The 16,883-nt window shown below is 45.3% G+C and carries 14 protein-coding genes; 11 read left to right on the top strand and 3 right to left on the bottom strand.

Annotated elements, in window-relative coordinates; translation table 11 throughout:
- The first annotated feature begins 2 nt into the window (after positions 1-2).
- Positions 3-3,005: a type I restriction endonuclease subunit R gene (locus PGS25_RS00070; protein WP_270417268.1), complete on the top strand. Its 3,003-nt coding sequence runs from the start codon at positions 3-5 to the stop codon at positions 3,003-3,005.
- Positions 3,006-3,031: 26 nt separating this feature from the next.
- A complete protein-coding gene (locus PGS25_RS00065) occupies positions 3,032-5,773 on the top strand; it encodes an AAA family ATPase (RefSeq protein ID WP_117491237.1) in 2,742 nt (913 codons plus the stop codon).
- A gap of 343 nt (positions 5,774-6,116) precedes the next feature.
- On the opposite strand, the gene PGS25_RS00060 is transcribed toward PGS25_RS00065, so the two are convergent.
- A complete protein-coding gene (locus tag PGS25_RS00060; protein ID WP_118564172.1) occupies positions 6,117-6,722 on the bottom strand; it encodes a hypothetical protein in 606 nt (201 codons plus the stop codon).
- Positions 6,723-6,741: 19 nt separating this feature from the next.
- Positions 6,742-7,263: a helix-turn-helix domain-containing protein gene (locus PGS25_RS00055; protein ID WP_118564173.1), complete on the bottom strand. Its 522-nt coding sequence runs from the start codon at positions 7,261-7,263 to the stop codon at positions 6,742-6,744.
- 302 nt (positions 7,264-7,565) lie between these two features.
- Between PGS25_RS00055 and PGS25_RS00050 the strand changes: the two genes are divergently transcribed.
- The 9 genes from PGS25_RS00050 to PGS25_RS00010 all read left to right on the top strand — a co-directional run bounded on the left by PGS25_RS00050 (position 7,566) and on the right by PGS25_RS00010 (position 15,595).
- The gene (locus PGS25_RS00050) at positions 7,566-7,760 is read left to right on the top strand and encodes a helix-turn-helix domain-containing protein (RefSeq protein ID WP_204704359.1); all 195 of its coding nucleotides are present in this window, start codon (positions 7,566-7,568) and stop codon (positions 7,758-7,760) included.
- A 2-nt stretch (positions 7,761-7,762) separates the two neighbouring features.
- A complete protein-coding gene (locus PGS25_RS00045; protein ID WP_270417267.1) occupies positions 7,763-8,836 on the top strand; it encodes a site-specific integrase in 1,074 nt (357 codons plus the stop codon).
- 2 nt (positions 8,837-8,838) lie between these two features.
- Complete coding sequence (locus tag PGS25_RS00040) at positions 8,839-9,174, top strand: plasmid mobilization protein (protein WP_108981136.1); 336 nt, start codon at positions 8,839-8,841, stop codon at positions 9,172-9,174.
- Positions 9,164-10,270, top strand: coding sequence for an AAA family ATPase (locus tag PGS25_RS00035; protein ID WP_118564176.1), 1,107 nt, complete (start codon positions 9,164-9,166; stop codon positions 10,268-10,270). The genes PGS25_RS00040 and PGS25_RS00035 overlap by 11 nt, the downstream gene beginning before the upstream one ends.
- A 407-nt stretch (positions 10,271-10,677) precedes the next feature.
- A complete protein-coding gene (locus PGS25_RS00030; RefSeq protein WP_118564177.1) occupies positions 10,678-10,929 on the top strand; it encodes a DUF6061 family protein in 252 nt (83 codons plus the stop codon).
- Positions 10,930-11,045: 116 nt separating this feature from the next.
- Positions 11,046-11,303, top strand: a complete 258-nt coding sequence (locus PGS25_RS00025) for a helix-turn-helix domain-containing protein (RefSeq protein WP_118564178.1) — start codon at positions 11,046-11,048, stop codon at positions 11,301-11,303.
- Positions 11,296-13,323 (top strand): N-6 DNA methylase, encoded by a 2,028-nt coding sequence (locus tag PGS25_RS00020; protein WP_176923696.1) that lies wholly within the window; start codon positions 11,296-11,298, stop codon positions 13,321-13,323. Before PGS25_RS00025 ends, PGS25_RS00020 begins: the two co-directional genes overlap by 8 nt.
- Entirely contained in the window at positions 13,317-14,783 is a 1,467-nt protein-coding gene (locus PGS25_RS00015; protein ID WP_270417266.1) for a restriction endonuclease subunit S, read from the top strand. Before PGS25_RS00020 ends, PGS25_RS00015 begins: the two co-directional genes overlap by 7 nt.
- 11 nt (positions 14,784-14,794) lie before the next feature.
- Positions 14,795-15,595 carry a hypothetical protein gene (locus tag PGS25_RS00010; protein ID WP_118564180.1) on the top strand — a complete coding sequence of 267 codons (801 nt, stop codon included), beginning with the start codon at positions 14,795-14,797 and terminating at the stop codon, positions 15,593-15,595.
- A gap of 945 nt (positions 15,596-16,540) precedes the next feature.
- Here the strand turns inward: PGS25_RS00010 and PGS25_RS00005 are convergent.
- Positions 16,541-16,883 (bottom strand): transposase (locus PGS25_RS00005; RefSeq protein ID WP_270417265.1); only part of this gene is annotated, 343 nt, incomplete at its 5' end.

The following is a 16,883-nucleotide window of genomic DNA, read 5'->3' as shown; positions in this document are numbered from 1 at the left end:
CCATGCCCGACTTTGATGTAAAAGAAAAACGCTTTGAGCAGGATATTGAGGAATACCTCACTACATACGGCGGTTATCAGAAGGGCAACTCTGTTGCCTTCAATCGGGAAAAAGCGCTGGACACCGGCACGTTTCTTTCCTTCATTCGGACAAGCCAGCCCAAGCAATGGGAGCGGTTTGAGAAAATCTACGGTACTGACAGTGAGCAGCAGCTCGTCGACCGTTTTTGCCGGGAAGTAAAGATGGTGGGCCTCCTGAAAGTACTGCGCCAGGGCTTCACCGATCGGGGCATCAAGTTCCGGGCCGTGTTCTGGAAGCCAGAGACCTCTATCAATGAAACCAGTCAGGCCCAGTACGCCGCCAACATCCTCCACTGTACCCGGCAGCTCCACTACTCCCTGAGCAACGAAAACAGCATTGATATTGTCCTGTTCCTCAACGGTATCCCAGTGGTGTCCATGGAACTGAAATGCCAGTTTACGGGGCAGGACACCGCCAACGCCATCCAGCAATATAAATTCGACCGAGCGGGGAAAGATGCCATTTTCGAGTTCAAAAACCGGGTGCTGGTTCACTTTGCCGTGGATCTAACCAATGTGTATATGACTACCCGGCTGGAGGGTGCGAAAACCTATTTTCTACCCTTCAACCAGGGCAGCAATGGGGCCGGAAATGTGGGCGGTAAGGGTAATCCCATCAACCCTGACGGCTACGATACCGCCTACCTGTGGGAGAATGTGCTGTGCAAGGATCGCCTGCTGGAGATCTTACATAAATACCTCCATTTGCAGCAGGAGAAAGACGAAAAGACCGGCGAAATAAAGTCCGAGCGGATGATCTTCCCCCGGTATCACCAGCTGGATGTGGTGACCAAGCTGCTGGCCGATGTAAAGGCTAACGGCTCTGGCAAGAACTATTTGATTCAGCACAGCGCCGGTTCCGGCAAGTCCAATTCCATTGCGTGGCTGGCCCACCGGCTCAGCGGTCTGCATGATGACCACGACGAGAAAATCTTCCAGTCCGTCATCATCGTCACTGACCGCCGGGTGCTGGACAGTCAGCTGCAAAATACCGTCTATCAGTTCGACCATGTAGCAGGTGTGGTGCAGAAGATCGACAAGAACGCCCGGCAGCTTCGGGAGGCCATCGAAGCCGGGACGGGCATCATCATCACCACCCTTCAGAAGTTTCCGGTCATCTACAAAGAAGTGCGCTCTGGCAATAAGCGATTTGCGGTCATTGTGGACGAAGCCCATTCTTCCCAGACCGGCGATGCCGCCCGCAAGCTGAAACGAGCACTGGCCGATACCGAGAAAGTTCTGGAGGAGTACGCCAAAGCGGAGTACGAGGAGGAGGCCAAGCGCAAGGACGATGAGGACAAGCTGCTGGATGAGCTAGCTGCCCAGGGTATCCACGAAAATCTGTCCTTCTTCGCCTTTACGGCTACCCCCAAGGACAAAACGCTGCAAATGTTCGGCCAGCGGGATGAGAGCGGCAAATACCACCCCTTCCATGTGTATTCCATGCGGCAGGCCATCGAGGAAGGCTTTATTCTGGATGTGCTGCAAAACTACATGACCTACAACATGTACTTTAAGATTGCCAAAGCCATCCCCGATGACCCGGAGCTGGACACCGCCGCTGGTGTGCGTGCTATCCGGCAGTTTGAAACGCTGCACCCCCACAACATCTCGCAGAAAACGGCTATCATGCTGGATCAGTTCCGCAATGTGACCCGGCACAAGATTGGTGGCAAGGCCAAGGCCATGATCGTGACGCCCTCCCGGCTCCATGCGGTACGCTACCTGCTGGAGTTCAAGCGACAGATCCAGGAGAAGGGGTATACCGACTTGGATGTGCTGGTGGCCTTCTCCGGCGAGGTAGAGGACAATGGCGAAACCTACACTGAGGAGAATCTGAACAAAACAAAATCCGGCGAGATCATCAAAGAGAAGGCCCTGCCGGAGGCGTTCCATACAGATGAATATGGGATGCTGATTGTTGCAGAAAAGTATCAGACTGGCTTTGACGAGCCGCTGCTGCACACCATGTTTGTGGACAAGAAGCTGTCCGGCGTGAAGGCAGTTCAGACACTTTCCCGACTAAATCGCACCATGCGGGGCAAGAAGGATACTTTTGTCCTGGATTTCGTGAACTCTGCCGAGGACATCAGAAAAGCCTTTGAGCCGTACTACGAGGAGACGGTTCTGGAAGAGGAGACCGACCCCAATGTGGTGTACGACCTGAAGAACACCTTGGACGAGTACCGGGTATATCAGCAGATGGAGATTGACCGATTTGCGGAGATTTTCTATTCCTCCAAGGAACAGTCCGGTGGCGATTTGGGCAAACTACAAGGCACCATTCGCCCGGCGCTGGATCGTTTCGAGGCACTGGAGGAAGAAAAGCAGGAGCTGTTCAAGTCTACTCTAGCCCGATTCAACCGCATCTATGCCTTCGTCACGCAGGTCTGCCGCTTGTTTGATAAAGATATCCACAAGTTCAGTGTATATGCAAAATTCCTCTATACCATGCTACCCAAAGGCGGGCGGGATAAGGTCTATGTGGATGACAAGGTGTTGCTGGAGTATTACCGTTTGGAAAAGGACTTCGAGGGCGGAATCCAACTGGAGAGCGCCCCGGAGGGTTTCCGCCCAATTACCGGCGAGGCTGGCCGCAAAGAGAAGAAGCGTGATCCGCTGACGGTTATCATTGACAAAATCAATGAGAAGTACGGCACCAACTTCACCGAGATGGATAAGGTCCTGCTTCAGATGGAGAACGACTATGCCGCTCAGGACAAATGGCACAGCTACGCCCAGAACAATGACCGCAAGACCTTCATGCTACTGTTCGAGAAGGACTTTCCCAACATGGCTGCCGCCCGGTATGAGCAGAATGAGGACTTCTTTGTGAAGATGTTCTCTGATCCTGACATGATGCGGCAGGTCATGGAAACCGTGGGCACGGTGCTGTATGAGAGGCTAAGAGGCCAAAAGGAATGAAGAGAAAACAATGAGGTGATGAAACTATGATTGAAAAAGTAAAAGGTCTTTCAATCTGTGGTCGTTGCTTTTCAAAGAAAACAAATTTGACTTTTTTCCCTAATGATAACGACCGTATTGCTATTGTTTACGGTAAAAATGGCAGCGGTAAAAGTACAATTTCAGATGGCTTTTCTCAAATTGCTTCCAGTGAGGATACAGAAGAATTATCTGCTTCACTGATTGATCGAGCTGGTAACGAGATTGATTTGGTACCTGAAAGCAAAATATTTGTATTCAACGAAAAATATATTGACGAAAATGTAAAGATCGATGCAGATGGGTTGGGGACTATTATCCTTTTAGGAGGCCAAGTTGATTTACAGGCAGATATAGATCGCTATACGGCGTTATTGGCGGCAGCTCAAGAAGAACATGATGTAGCTCAAACAGCATTGCAATCATTTGGAAATAAGAATAACCCGCTTAGCCCTGATTACCATTTTACTCGTATCAAAAAAGTATTACAGGGCGATTGGGCAACTACAGATGCTGCAATCAAGGGAAACAAAATTAACTCGAAGGTAACAGAAGAGGTTGTCAGAGAAATAGGAGGCCTTTCTGTTTCTGAGACTAAAGAACAATTACAACAAAAGTTTGATGAAACCAAGGCGCTACTAGATAAGGTGGCCGATGTCACAACAAGCTATCCGGTGCCCATCGGTGGAATTGAGTTCACGGACGGCTTTGAGAGAGTAATTTGTGATCTATTAGCAGAGCTCGTCGAAAAGCCCGTGTTGACTGAGCGAGAATCGATGATTCTTTCAATGATTCAGAGTGGACGGCAATCTATTGTTGAGGCAGCAAAAAATGATTTTAGTGATGGAGCTACTACTGTATGTCCCTACTGTTTCCGGGAGATTGATGATGAATATCGTCGTAGCCTAATTAATAGCATCAATAAAGTACTGAACAAGGATGTTGATGAGCATAAGGCAGAATTACGGGCAATATCTTTTCCTGGATTTGGTCAAGACTATTCTCATTTTACGGATTTGGATGCTGGGTTAGTAAAAGAAATCCAGGAACAGATTGAGAATTGTCAAAAATTGATAGAGCAATATTTAGCCGCTATCCAACTGAAGTTAAATAGTATTTACAATCCGGTAAATATTGCCCCCATAGGTTTGGAAAACAGTATCCAGCAACTAAATGTGCTTTTAAGTAAACTTGAGTCAAAACGGCAAGAATTTGTAGATGCCATTCACCGACGAAAAGCAATCTTGCGAGATTTGCTTCTGATTAACAAAAAAATTGCACACCTGCAGATAGGACAAGCGTATCGAGATTACCTGAAGCAACAGCGCGAAATGAGAGCCGCAGAGGCCAAACTGCAAACCAAGCAGAAAGAGGTGAACGAAACCTCAGAGCATTTAAAGGCTCTTGAGTTGCAAAAGTCAAATGTGGGGCTGGCTATTGAAAACATAAACAATGCGCTCGATTATGTGTTTTTTTCGCATGGTCGGCTTTCGATTGAGTTGAAAAATGACAAGTACTACTTGAAATCAAACGGCAATGATGTTAAACCCAAAAGCGTTTCCCTAGGCGAGAGAAACATTATTGCTTTATGCTATTTCTTTACTCAGATATTGTCAAATCAGGATATTGGAAGACTATATCAGGATGAAGAATTAGTGGTTATTGATGATCCTATTTCTAGCTTTGATTTTGAGAACAAAGTCGGTATAAGCTCCTTCCTGAGGTACCAGACACATAGAATTATTAAAGGTAATGCCAAAAGTAAAATCCTATTTTTGACACACGATTTATCTACATTTTCTGATTTGCAAAAAATAGCTGACGAAATGGAGAAGTCTTTCAAAAAGCAAAAGCTAGGTGTGTCAGTTAAGGGTAAATCATTTGAGTTGCAAGGGAGAACTTTGTCAGATCCGATAAAGTCCATTAATGAATATCGTGATTTGCTACACATGATTTTTAACTATGCAATGAGCAATACCGAGGGGTTAGATTTGGCAATTGGTAATTCTATGCGACGAGCATTGGAAGCATTCTCTACTTTTATTTATGGGACAGGAATTGCAGAAGTCTCTTTTGACCCGAAGGTTATAAAAAGTTTGGGCAATCATTCTAGGTATTTTGAAAACCTTATGTATCGGCTCGTGCTCCATGGAGAAAGTCATTTTGAAACCCGTGTTTATGCGATGCAAGGCGATCTTAGTTTTTACCGTTTTATTTCAGAAGAAGAAAAACAGCGCACTTGCAAAGAGGTTTTATGTTTTATGTACTGCTTAAGTCCGGATCACATCGAATCGTATATTCCGGATGCAATCCATGAGATTCAGAAATGGATGGCAGACATTCGCACAAACGAAGAATTTGATATTATAGCTAATCCGAAAAAGCGGATTATCCATCTATATGATATTCCTTTGTCCGCTGGTTCAGGTGAGAATATGCTGGATAGTGACATACCTTTTGTAGAATATGAAACGGATGTTGAGGATGGGGACTTTGCGCTTCATGTATCTGGTGACAGTATGGAGCCGGATATTCCCAACGGAAGTACCGTCTTTGTCAAAAAGCAAAGTGAAATAGCTGATGGCATAAGTGGTGCATTTTTCCTTAACGGGGAAGTTTACTGTAAAAAACTGCTACATAAAGATGGAAAGATCTTTCTTTGCTCGGATAATGCTGAATACCACCCTATTGAAATTCATGATGGAGACACCCTAAAAGTGTATGGAAAGATTGTCAAGGTGCTTTGTTAGTGCTATAATACTCCTAAGCCACCCAATTGTGCATCTCAAGCAAAACTCGTGATAGGATGGCCTGGATAGATTTTTGATAGCAAAAGTCCGAATAGACCTTAGGATAAGGATAATCTGTATCAAACAAAACCACGACGAATCAAATCCTCTATACAAAAAAGTTTAGAAATGGATTTAACTCGGCGAGTGGGAATGATTTCAGAGACTCGGAAAAGCCTGATATAACTGGTTTTTTTAGAGGTTAAGGCCATCCGTGGCAACGATTTGGCAACACTTTTTCATTATTCATAAAAAAAGAGCTAACTGATTTTGATTAGTCAGTTAGCTCTTTTTTTGCATCATATTAAACTGTTAGTCCTGCAATTCCTATGGCTGCATTGATTACATCGCTTAAAGTAATGCCTTTAAAAGTATCCTTCAATTTTCCTAATTTTAACTTTTTGGCAATTGGAGCTACCTCATATTCTGAACGGCATTCATTAGTTACAAATTCCATTATTTTTCGTATTTTTGCGTAGTTTGGGTCAAGGTTTTCTTCTAAGTCAATTTTTAGAGATTCACTAAAATGTAATTGGCCGTTGCGATAGTTTACAAGAATTAGTTGAAGTTTGTCTTCATAAGGAGAGCTAAAGTACTCATTAAACTGGTCTTTGATTTCAATGAATGCATCCAGGTCAAAGTATGCTCTTTGAGTATTACCGGGAAATTTAAGTATCGTTTTAGTTAAAGACTCATCACTTGGGGGTAAATATGCACCATATCCAGCCCAAAACACATCAAAGTACTTTCTAGTATTGCGGTGCCAATACTGATAGTTTTGCTCAACTATGTCCTTTGTCACGCCTAAATCGTATCGTGCCATCATAATGCCAACAACACATTGTTCATCATGGGCATAGCGTTCGCGGACTTCTTCGTGAAGCCTTGTTAGTGTTAAAGCCTCTACCATCTAAGAGCACTCCTTATAGTTATTTTTCATCTTTTAAAGCTTCCACCATGATATTGCTGAGTTCTTGCGATAGCGTCTTTGTCTTCTTTTGAGTCCTATCAAACTCCGGATAGTGGTAGCGCCACTTGTCGTAATCTTCTTTGGAAATTTCGCCCGCCTCCAGCATGGCAGCGGCCTGTTGCCAGGAACAGAGCATCTCATGCAGCCGGGCGGCGTCCTTGCTCTTCCGCACATCAACCTTCAAGCAGACTTCTCCATCCATCTCGCTGATCTTGAGCCCGTAGTTGTCCTCCAGGGTAAACAGGGTGTGCATGAGCCCTACATAGGAGTCTATGTCCGGGACAGAGAGTGCATGGGGTGAGACATCCAGTACCTGGGCCAGGGCGGCAGTCAGGTCTGCTTTAGGGGTTCTTGACCCTGTTTCGTACTGCGCGAGGCGCACATCGGCAGACTTCTCCGGGAAGCCCAGCGCCATACCGAGATATTTTTGTGTCATCCCCCGCAGGAGACGGAAAAAGTGAATCCGTTCGCCAATCGCCATATCATACACTCCAATCGTTGGTTGTCTTTAAGAAAAGCGTAGCAGAAATGCTTAGTAAAGTCAAGGAAATACTAAACAATTTTATTTAATTTATTTTGTGTACTCCGATTGACATAAGCTATTATGCTTAGTATAATGACAATAGACTAAGCATAATAGCTTAGAACCAATAAATAAAAAAGAACTGCCGCAAACGCTGGTTATACATCCGGGAAGAAAGTGGCGGACGAAAGTGAGGAGGCATTTATGGAACACAACATCCATCCGAAGCAGTCATCAACGAAGAAAGGAAGGTATTTTCAATGCAGGCACAAAACTTTATGCGCGTGGAGGAAGTGGCCCAGGAGCTGGGCATCTCCAAGTCCCACGCCTACAAGGTGATCCACAAGCTCAACGCCGAACTCCGGGATAAGGGCTATCTGACCATCTCCGGGCGGGTCAACCGAAACTTTTTCATGGAGAAGTTTTGCTACGGCAAAACGGAAAAGGAGGGCTAATCATGGCAGTCTACAAGGAAGAAAAGACCAACACCTGGCGGGCGGTCTACCGCTACACCGATGGGAACGGCGAGCGCAAGCAGACCCAGAAGCGGGGCTTCAAGACCAAACGGGAGGCACAGGCCTGGGAGCGCGAACAGCTCAACAAGACCAGCGCTGATCTGGACATGACCTTCAGGAGCTTTGTGGACCTCTACACAGCGGATATGAAAACCCGGCTCAAGGAAAACACCTGGGCCACCAAGGATCACATTATCCGTACCAAGCTGCTGCCCTACTTCGGCAGGCTGAAAATGTGCAACATCACTGCCCAGCAGATCATCACCTGGCAGAATGAGATGCTGAACCGCAAAGACGAGAACGGTAAGCCCTACTCGCCTGTGTATCTCAAGACGGTTCATAACCAGCTCAGCGCCATCTTCAACCACGCGGTTCGGTACTACAACCTCCGAGAGAATCCCTGCAAGAAGGCAGGCAGCATGGGCAAGAAGAAAAACCGGGAGATGATGTTCTGGACCAAGGAACAGTACCTGAAATTTGCCGATGTGATGATGGATAAACCGCTGTCTTTCTACGCCTTCGAGATGCTCTATTGGTGCGGTATCCGGGAGGGGGAGCTGCTGGCCCTGACCCCGGCGGACTTTGACTTCGAGAAGTGTACCGTTACCATCAACAAGTCCTATCAGCGGCTGAACGGCCAGGACTTGATTACCACCCCCAAGACGGAAAAGAGCAATCGGGTCATTACCATGCCGCAGTTTCTGGCCGAGGAAATCCAGGATTACATCAAGATGCTTTACGGCATCGGGCTGGATGACCGGATGTTTACCGTCACCAAGAGCTATCTTCACCGGGAGATGGACCGGGGAGCCAAAGAAGCCGGGGTGCCGCGCATCAGAATCCACGATATTCGTCATAGCGCGGTGTCGCTTCTGATTGACATGGGATTCTCTGCCACGGCCATCGCGGACCGGGTGGGCCATGAGAGCATTGACATCACCTACAATTATGCGCACCTGTTTCCGTCCAAGCAGGCGGAAATGGCGGATAAATTAAACATGGAAAGGGGCAATTAAAAATGTCAGCAAAGAATTTGGACAAGCACAACCGTTGGAGGAACAAGACCGTGGCTTTTCGGGTCTCCCCGGAAGAGGATACCCAGATCGAGACGGCGGTGAAGCTCACCGGCTTGACCAAGCAGGATTACATCATCCGGCGGCTGCTTTGCCGGGATGTGGTGGTCCAGGGCAATCCCAGAGTTTACAAGGCCCTGCGGGACCAGCTGGCCGCCGTACTGGACGAGCTGCGCCGGATTGAGGCCGGGCAGGGCGTAAACGATGAGCTGCTGGACACCATCCAGATGATCGCAACCATTATGAACGGGATGCAGGAGGACTTTGCCTATGACCGATGAGATAAAGAAAATGACCGCCCATAGTTCATCTGTTGGCGCAGATGATGGGCAGTCAATCTCTCAAAATTCCAAGACCACTATACCAGATTCAGACGAAAAAAGCAATTCCCCCGAAAGAGATTTGGAGGAACTTTACCGGAAAATGCGCCGCATGAGTGACCCGGCCTATCTGCATACTGTGACCCTGGACGAGCTGATGGACAATGTGTTCGAGGGCAAGTCTTTCCTGGTGGCGCAAATCGCCCACCATATCAGTACCGGTCAGGATTTGTGGGGCTACAAGGTCCACCAGGGAACCGTCCTTTATCTTGCTCTGGAAGATGACGAGAGCCGTTTGCAGCGCCGGATGTTCCGTATGTTTGGTGTAGAGGGAACAAGCTCCCTGCATTTTGCCACCAACGCTAAAATGATCGGCAGCGGCCTGGATGAACAACTGGAAAAGTTCGTCCGGGAACATAGTGATACCAAGCTGATTATCGTGGATACCCTGCAAAAAGTTCGGGAAGCGGTGAGCGACAGTTACAGTTACTCCAGCGACTATGAGGTAATCGGCAGACTGAAACAATTTGCTGACCGTTATGGTGTCTGCGCCCTGATCGTCCACCACACCAGAAAGCAGCCTGCGGGAGACAGCTTTGAGATGATTTCCGGCACTACGGGCTTGCTGGGCTGTGCGGATGGAGCGCTCCTGATGCAGAAGGAAAAGTGGACGGATAGTAAGGCAACCTTGGAGGTTGTGGGCAGAGACCAGCCGGATCAGCGGCTGTATCTAAGCAAGGACCAAGAGAGCCTAGTCTGGGGGCTCGACCATGCAGAGAATGAGCTTTGGAAGCAACCCCCAGATCCGGTACTGGAAGCCGTGGCAAAGATCGTATCTGCTGACAACCGGGAATGGGAAGGCAGCCCCACCGAGCTGGCCCAAGCGATTCAAACAGACATGGCGGTGAACCGGCTTACCAAGCATCTGAATGTGAATGCCAGCCGCCTATTGGAAGAACATCAGGTGAAGTACGAGAACAAAACCAAGCACGCCGGGCGGCGTATCCGGCTGACCTACATGGTGGTGGAAGCCCCCGCGTTTGAAGTAATCGAGTAAAGCGCGACGCTCGCAACGGTCGCGACGGTGTTTTGAGGGGTACTCCCAGCACCGTTGCGACCGTCGTAACCGTCGCGGAACGGAAAATCTGGGGTGGCATTTTACCACCCCATCTTCCAAGGGAAGCCCTATTTTAGGGAGTACCATATTAGCAAAAGGGGTGAGCGATTCACGCACCCCTATGCTCCGAAACGGGGCACTGGGCACAGACAAAAAAGCGTTCGGAGAACGCGCAGCCACAGAATGAAATTCTGTGTTCAATGTGAGTGTGTATGAACACTCGCATTGCTTGCCGGATTTGTGTGTGGCTATCCACACGCATTGCTTGCCGGTAACTAAAATAACCGAAACGGCCCTTGTACCGCTACGGAAAACCAACTGAAATTAAGTATTGGGAGGTAACGACTATGAGAAAGGTTTTGTCCTGTGAGTTCAACCTGGACACCGCCTGCGTGGAGCTGCGCCTGGATGACGGGACGCTGCTCTCCATCGACTGCACCGCCGTGGAGAACGAGGTGGCAAACAGTATGTACCAGCGGTCAGAGCTGGACTGGCTAATCTACAACGATCCGCTGTCCTATGCCGAACTGATTTTGAATGGTGAGCCAGAACTATATTTGAAAGCCGTGACAGAGTATGAATCTTTAGATAAAAGCTGAGATTCAGGCCGTCATCCCAAACACTATTCTAAACTTCAATGCCGTGGAGTGTATATAATTACAGCTGTACATATTGACAATGTTTGCTATAATAAAATATAAGGAGGATGATCTAAATGGATGGGCCTTGTGACTATGGACATTTTGATATTGTCCTTGCGGATTTTCTGAAGCAAAATAGCATTAGCAAAAATCAGCTTTCAGAAAAAGCTAATTTGCAAAGAACACAACTGAACTCGTATTGTAAAAACAATATTAAGCGACCAGATCTTGATGTCCTTGCACGAATTTGCTATGCGTTGAATTGTGAGTTGTCGGACATTATTCGATATGTCCACCCGAATGAAAGAAATGGAGAGAAGGGCAATGGCTGATACAAAAGTAATTGTTATCCCGGAAGGGAAAATATGTGACTACATAGATGGAAAATTTCGTAATGACACACCTGAAGAATATGTGCGTCAAACTGTCGAAAAGCGGTTAGTAAATGAACACAAATATTTTCCAGAACAAATTCGAGTAGAGTACACGCTACAGTTGGGCTCTAGAAAGCCTAGAGCTGATATTGTTATTTTTGAGTCTAAAGACACCGCACAGACCCAGGAAAATATCAAGATCATTATTGAGTGCAAAAAAGAAACTGTAGATGCAAGAAACGCTAAGGATGGCGTTGAACAATTAAAATCTTACATGTCCGCATGTCCTAACTGTGAGTGGGGCATGTGGACAAACGGCAGACAAAAAGAAGTTTTTCGGAAATATGTAAATGATAAAGGTCAGATTGACTTTATGGATTACAATGATATTCCGTCTGCCGATGGGAATTTGGAAGATATCAATCGTCCGAGTCGTGCGTCTCTTAAAAACGCATATGATGATAATCTTTTGTTCACCTTCAAGACCTGCCATAATCATATTTATGTTAATGATGGTATGCAAAAGCAACCCGCTTTTTTTGAACTATTGAAGGTTATCTTTTGCAAAATTGAAGATGAACGAAACATTCCGAAGCCACTTGAGTTTTATGCTACATCGGAAGAACGTTCGAATCCTGATGGTCAGCTTACAGTTAAAAAAAGAATTTCCAAAATTTTTGAAAGAGTAAAAAACAAGAAAAAATATCGGTTGATCTTTGACACAAACGATGAAATCAAGCTTTCGCCTCGGAGTTTGGCATATATTGTGAGTGAGCTTCAAAAGTACAGCTTACTTCATACTAATATTGACATTAAGGGCAAAGCCTACGAAGAAATTGTCGGCGCTAACTTGCGTGGAGATCGAGGAGAATTCTTTACCCCACGTAATGTTATGAAGATGGTCGTTGAAATGATCAATCCCCAAGTGGATGAAAAGGTATTGGACAGTTCATGTGGCACAGGCGGATTTTTAGTTACGGCTATGACACATGTTATGAGTCAACTTGAAAGAGATTTTGCAAAAGAATTAGGAGTCCCTCGTGATAAGTGGGATTCTGATGCTGAAAACGCATTTCAGGATCGGGTATCGGATATGGCCAAAGTAAATTACTTTGGCTTTGATATAAATCCTGACTTGGTTAAAGCAACTAAGATGAACATGGTCATGAATAATGACGGAAGCGGAAATATTCTGCAAAATAACTCTTTGTTGCCTCCTCATGAATGGACCGAAGATTTCAGGACGAGTCTTGCTGAAGCTTTAGGAATTGACAAGTCGAGTATTCGTAACCATTCAACTATTGGCTTTTTTGATGTGATTGTAACTAATCCACCGTTTGGTAGTAAAATTCCTATTAAAGATAAAGATATTTTGGAACAATTTGATCTCGCACATGTTTGGGAAAACGATAAAGATTCCAATACTTGGAAGATGACTGATCGTTTGCAGTCGTCCGTTCCTCCTGAAATTTTGTTTGTTGAACGCTGCACGCAGCTTCTTGTTCCTGGCGGTAGAATGGGCATAGTATTACCTGACAATATTTTAGGTGCACCAGGACTGGGGTATATCCGTGAGTGGTTAATTAAAAACCACCGCATAATTGCTAGTGTTGATCTCCATGTCGATACATTCCAGCCGAGAAACGGTACACAGACATCGGTCTTATTCTTGCAGAAGAAAACCAAGGAGCAAAAGGACGCTGAGGAAAAAAGCGGTACGATGGCTGATTATAACATTTTCATGGCAATGGTGGATAAGGTTGGTCATGATAAGCGTGGAAATCCGATCTTTAAGCGAGATAAAGAAGGAAATGAAATTTTAGTCCCGGATACAAGCAGCGTTTTGGTATTAGGAAAAACGGGAGACGGATCTCGAACTGTAGCACATGAGCAAAAGAGAAAGGTTGAAGATGACCAAACATCGGATGTGCCGCCTATTTTTGCTGAATGGAAAAAGAGAGAGGGGTTATCATGGTAAGCGAGAATGTTGCTTATCAGCTTCAGAATTTCGAAGAAGCTGAAATTGATAAATCTCCTGTAAAATGGTGTTCTGTTACACTTTCAGATATTATCGCACGTGGGAAGCGTTTGGAAGCCAGCGTATATGATGTGGAGGCAAAACAGGCTAGAGAAATCGTAATCCACGGTAAATTTCCAGCAATAGCTTTGGGTGGGGATGATGGACTAACGAGTTCTTACACTGGAGCGCGGTTTAAGAGAATTTGGGTAGACCACTCTGAGTATCCAATTTATCAGCCATCTTCTATTGTGGATATAAAGCCTACTCCAGACGGCTATATCTCTAAGCGTACGGATACCGATATCGATGCTCTGCGAGTCAAAAAAGGCCAAATTCTTATGACGTGTTCTGGCACAATTGGAAAAGTGGCTTATGTGTCGGATACCCTCGACGGATTGATTTTCAGCCATGATCTATTGCGGATTGATAGTAACGATGATAACGCAGGATACATTTATGCATATCTTAAGAGTAAAATTGGACAGCAAATATTGTTGACCAATAGCTATGGAGCGGTTATTACGCATATTGAACCTGAACATTTAGCTGACGTTCCTATCCCAAATGCACCGGTAGAAATCAAACAGGAAATTCATAAGATGGTCATTGATTCCTATGCCCTCAGAGATGAATCCAATAAATTGCTGGATGAAGCTATGGATTTGTTGGTGCAGGAATTGAAATTACCTCCCATTGAAGAGATTGGAGTGGATGATTTCGTTCAGGATGCTCCAGTTGAAACTTTTCTGGTAAAATTAAGTCAACTTAACAACCGTGTGGATGCGTCTTATCATGTGCCTATTGTAAAAGCTATCGTTGATTATCTCAATAAAAACGCAGCAGAGGTGACGACGATTGGTGATTGCAGGATAAGCCGTAATGTTATTCTACCGGGCCGATTCAAGCGTGTCTATGTAGATGAAGCACATGGGCGAATTTTTATCGGTGGCAAACAATTAGGAGAATTAGACCCTACAAATAAGAAGTATCTTTCGGTAACACAGCACGGTGAGCGTATAGAGGAACAACTAGAACTGCATGAAAACATGACGCTTATAACTTGTAGTGGAACCATAGGAAAAGTTGCGCTGGTCGGAAAACACTGGGAGAATTGGACAGCTAATCAACACATTATTCGTGTAGTGCCTGCAAATAATGAAATAGCTGGATATCTGAGTGTATTTTTGTCTTCGCAATATGGCTATCGGTTGATTACACGCTATACGTATGGGTCTGTAATTGATGAGATTGATGCAACGCATGTGAGTCAAATACCAATCCCTATTCTGAAAAATGCCGAAATTCAGGATAGAATAAATAAGCTTGCGCTCCAGGCAAATCAAAAACGTTATGAAGCTTACCTGCTTGAGCAAAAGGCTTTGAGAACGATGGATCAAAAAGTGTTTTTTGCAAAGTGAGGTGATTAAGAATGCCTGGCTATAAAGACTGGATAGATACCATAGATATTAAAATTGATTATTACTCTGCTTTTATGAAGGCCTGGATCGCCTTTAATGCGTGGTATAACTATAGCGGTGAAATTGCAGGAAAAAACGATAAAGAGCATATTGATTCTATTGCTCAAACATCTAATAGATTCAGAGAATATATCGTAAATCTTTTGAGAGCAGAGGACTCCGAGGGGGCTTCCTACAGGGATAATGTGGCAAACTTGCATGAAGCACTCCAAAATGCGGCTCTTATGACGCAGGAATACATAGGTACGAGACAAGCTATTTCTTTCTCTAGCGTTGCCTCTAAGAACTTAAATGCTGCTGAACGCTTTGATTACTATAAAAACCATTACGAATGCACTCGAATTCGCGGCAAAATTATTACATCGGTCAAAGAAAAAAGTACAGGTGTTGAGATTTTTCATTTTGAGCAAGACGAGTATGATGAAGAGGCCTTACAACAGCAATCAGTATATGTTAGTTTGACACCTACGCAACAGGAATCTTGTTTACGCTGCTATGGCAAAATGACTCCATATGTGATTGAATCCGTTCTTTCCAAGCCCGAGGATGTAGGAAGTCCAGACAGGAGCAAAAAGATTGGCGCATATTCGTTTGTTAAAGACGATGTGAAAATAAGTCGAGCAATAGTGGTCGTGTTGTATATGCTTAGGTGCTGTCTTGCACACGGAGATTTTTCGCCGGATGAAGCATCCAATAATGTCTACAAATATGCATACGAGGTTCTATGTATACCACTAAAAAAGCTTAGGTAGTTCGCAGAAAAGCTGCCCTTCCTCTAAAAAATCTCTATCGCTTTGTGTTCAAAACATAATTTGTGGTTTCGGTGTATTGAGTCTCACTACACAATCCGCTATACTGAGGCTGGGACTCTTGGCAACACCATGGCAACATAAAATCAGATAGCCCCTACTATCTGAATAATGAAAATAATGCCGATACCCTGAACTAAATCCCATAAGCAAATCTGTTTAGAAAACTTCTGACAGGAGCGAGTGGGAATAATCTTCTCTGGCTAACACCTTGAAAACGCAAAAAAATTTTTGCAACACGTTAGTAATTTTCGAATACGAAACATCCTAAAAAATTGGCCGCCAACTCGCTTGCCCATTCCGAGTTGGCGGCTTCTTTTTGTGTTAATGTGTATACACACAGTCAAATTATTATACAGACGAGTGAGATCCCGTCAAGATTTATGCGCAAAATTATTTGCAGACTCGATAAGGTACAATAAGTTGCGCAAACTAAAAAGATAGCGTATATCAAGTTCGCAAAAGCAAATAGGCAATAGCCAAGCCATCAGGGCTCCTGTAAAATGATAGTTGTCGAAAAAATCATGATGTAAAGGAGAGACCCTAATGGCACACAAATAGAATACCACAAATCTGACAGAATTGCTACTGCAATGTGTGACGCGGTCATCCAGGCTGGGATTGCTGCACTATGCTGTTATGAGAATGCAATATATATATTGAAGAAAAAGTACAGCAGTTTGCAAAGCTAACAGCGGGCCTATCCCGAATTCTGTGTAACCACCAAAAAGCGGTGTAAAATAGAACTTATATTTCAAGGCGGGAGCGGCGTTGGCTGCGCCCGCCTTGTTTACAACATAACGCCAACGGGGGCGAAAGTCAAGGGGCACCCTCGTCCATTGGAGTCTCGTCGACGGCGCAGCGCTCCTTGACCTCCGAGCCGGATTGTCAATTGGGCATCCGATCCTCGAAGTAGATTGCCAGCTGGGCGTGAATTATGCTCCAGTCCTGTCTGCGGCCGGTCCACTTTTTCGTGATGTCGATCATCGCCAGATACAGCATTTTGAAAAGGCTGTCATCGGTCGGAAACACGAATTTCGACTTAGTTACCTTCCTGAGCTGACGGTTGAAGCCTTCAATCGTGTTGGTCGTATAGATCAGCCACCGAAGTGCCTGAGGAAACTTAAAATAAGTGCTGAGATTTGCCCGGTTATCCCTCCACGACTGAGAAATCTTGGGGTATTTCTTGCCCCAGTGTTCTGCAAACGTGTCTAACGCGTCCAAAGCAGCC

The sequence above is a fragment of the Butyricicoccus sp. AM78-15b2TA genome, from assembly GCF_027665985.1.
In the GTDB taxonomy this organism is placed as follows: domain Bacteria; phylum Bacillota; class Clostridia; order Oscillospirales; family Butyricicoccaceae; genus Agathobaculum; species Agathobaculum butyriciproducens.
The sequence above is the reverse complement of the archived record's forward strand: the minus strand, read 5'-3'. Positions and strand labels throughout refer to the sequence as shown.

What these genes read in the sequence shown, in the direction of transcription:
- PGS25_RS00020 (WP_176923696.1), top strand. Translation starts at nt 11,296, where the DNA reads ATGGCTGATACAAAAGTAATTGTTATCCCGGAAGGGAAAATATGTGAC.
- PGS25_RS00070 (WP_270417268.1), top strand. Translation starts at nt 3, where the DNA reads ATGCCCGACTTTGATGTAAAAGAAAAACGCTTTGAGCAGGATATTGAG.
- PGS25_RS00045 (WP_270417267.1), top strand. Translation starts at nt 7,763, where the DNA reads ATGGCAGTCTACAAGGAAGAAAAGACCAACACCTGGCGGGCGGTCTAC.
- PGS25_RS00050 (WP_204704359.1), top strand. Translation starts at nt 7,566, where the DNA reads ATGCAGGCACAAAACTTTATGCGCGTGGAGGAAGTGGCCCAGGAGCTG.
- PGS25_RS00035 (WP_118564176.1), top strand. Translation starts at nt 9,164, where the DNA reads ATGACCGATGAGATAAAGAAAATGACCGCCCATAGTTCATCTGTTGGC.
- PGS25_RS00065 (WP_117491237.1), top strand. Translation starts at nt 3,032, where the DNA reads ATGATTGAAAAAGTAAAAGGTCTTTCAATCTGTGGTCGTTGCTTTTCA.
- PGS25_RS00025 (WP_118564178.1), top strand. Translation starts at nt 11,046, where the DNA reads ATGGATGGGCCTTGTGACTATGGACATTTTGATATTGTCCTTGCGGAT.
- PGS25_RS00030 (WP_118564177.1), top strand. Translation starts at nt 10,678, where the DNA reads ATGAGAAAGGTTTTGTCCTGTGAGTTCAACCTGGACACCGCCTGCGTG.
- PGS25_RS00015 (WP_270417266.1), top strand. Translation starts at nt 13,317, where the DNA reads ATGGTAAGCGAGAATGTTGCTTATCAGCTTCAGAATTTCGAAGAAGCT.
- PGS25_RS00010 (WP_118564180.1), top strand. Translation starts at nt 14,795, where the DNA reads ATGCCTGGCTATAAAGACTGGATAGATACCATAGATATTAAAATTGAT.
- PGS25_RS00040 (WP_108981136.1), top strand. Translation starts at nt 8,839, where the DNA reads ATGTCAGCAAAGAATTTGGACAAGCACAACCGTTGGAGGAACAAGACC.
- PGS25_RS00055 (WP_118564173.1), bottom strand. Translation starts at nt 7,263, where the DNA reads ATGGCGATTGGCGAACGGATTCACTTTTTCCGTCTCCTGCGGGGGATG.
- PGS25_RS00060 (WP_118564172.1), bottom strand. Translation starts at nt 6,722, where the DNA reads ATGGTAGAGGCTTTAACACTAACAAGGCTTCACGAAGAAGTCCGCGAA.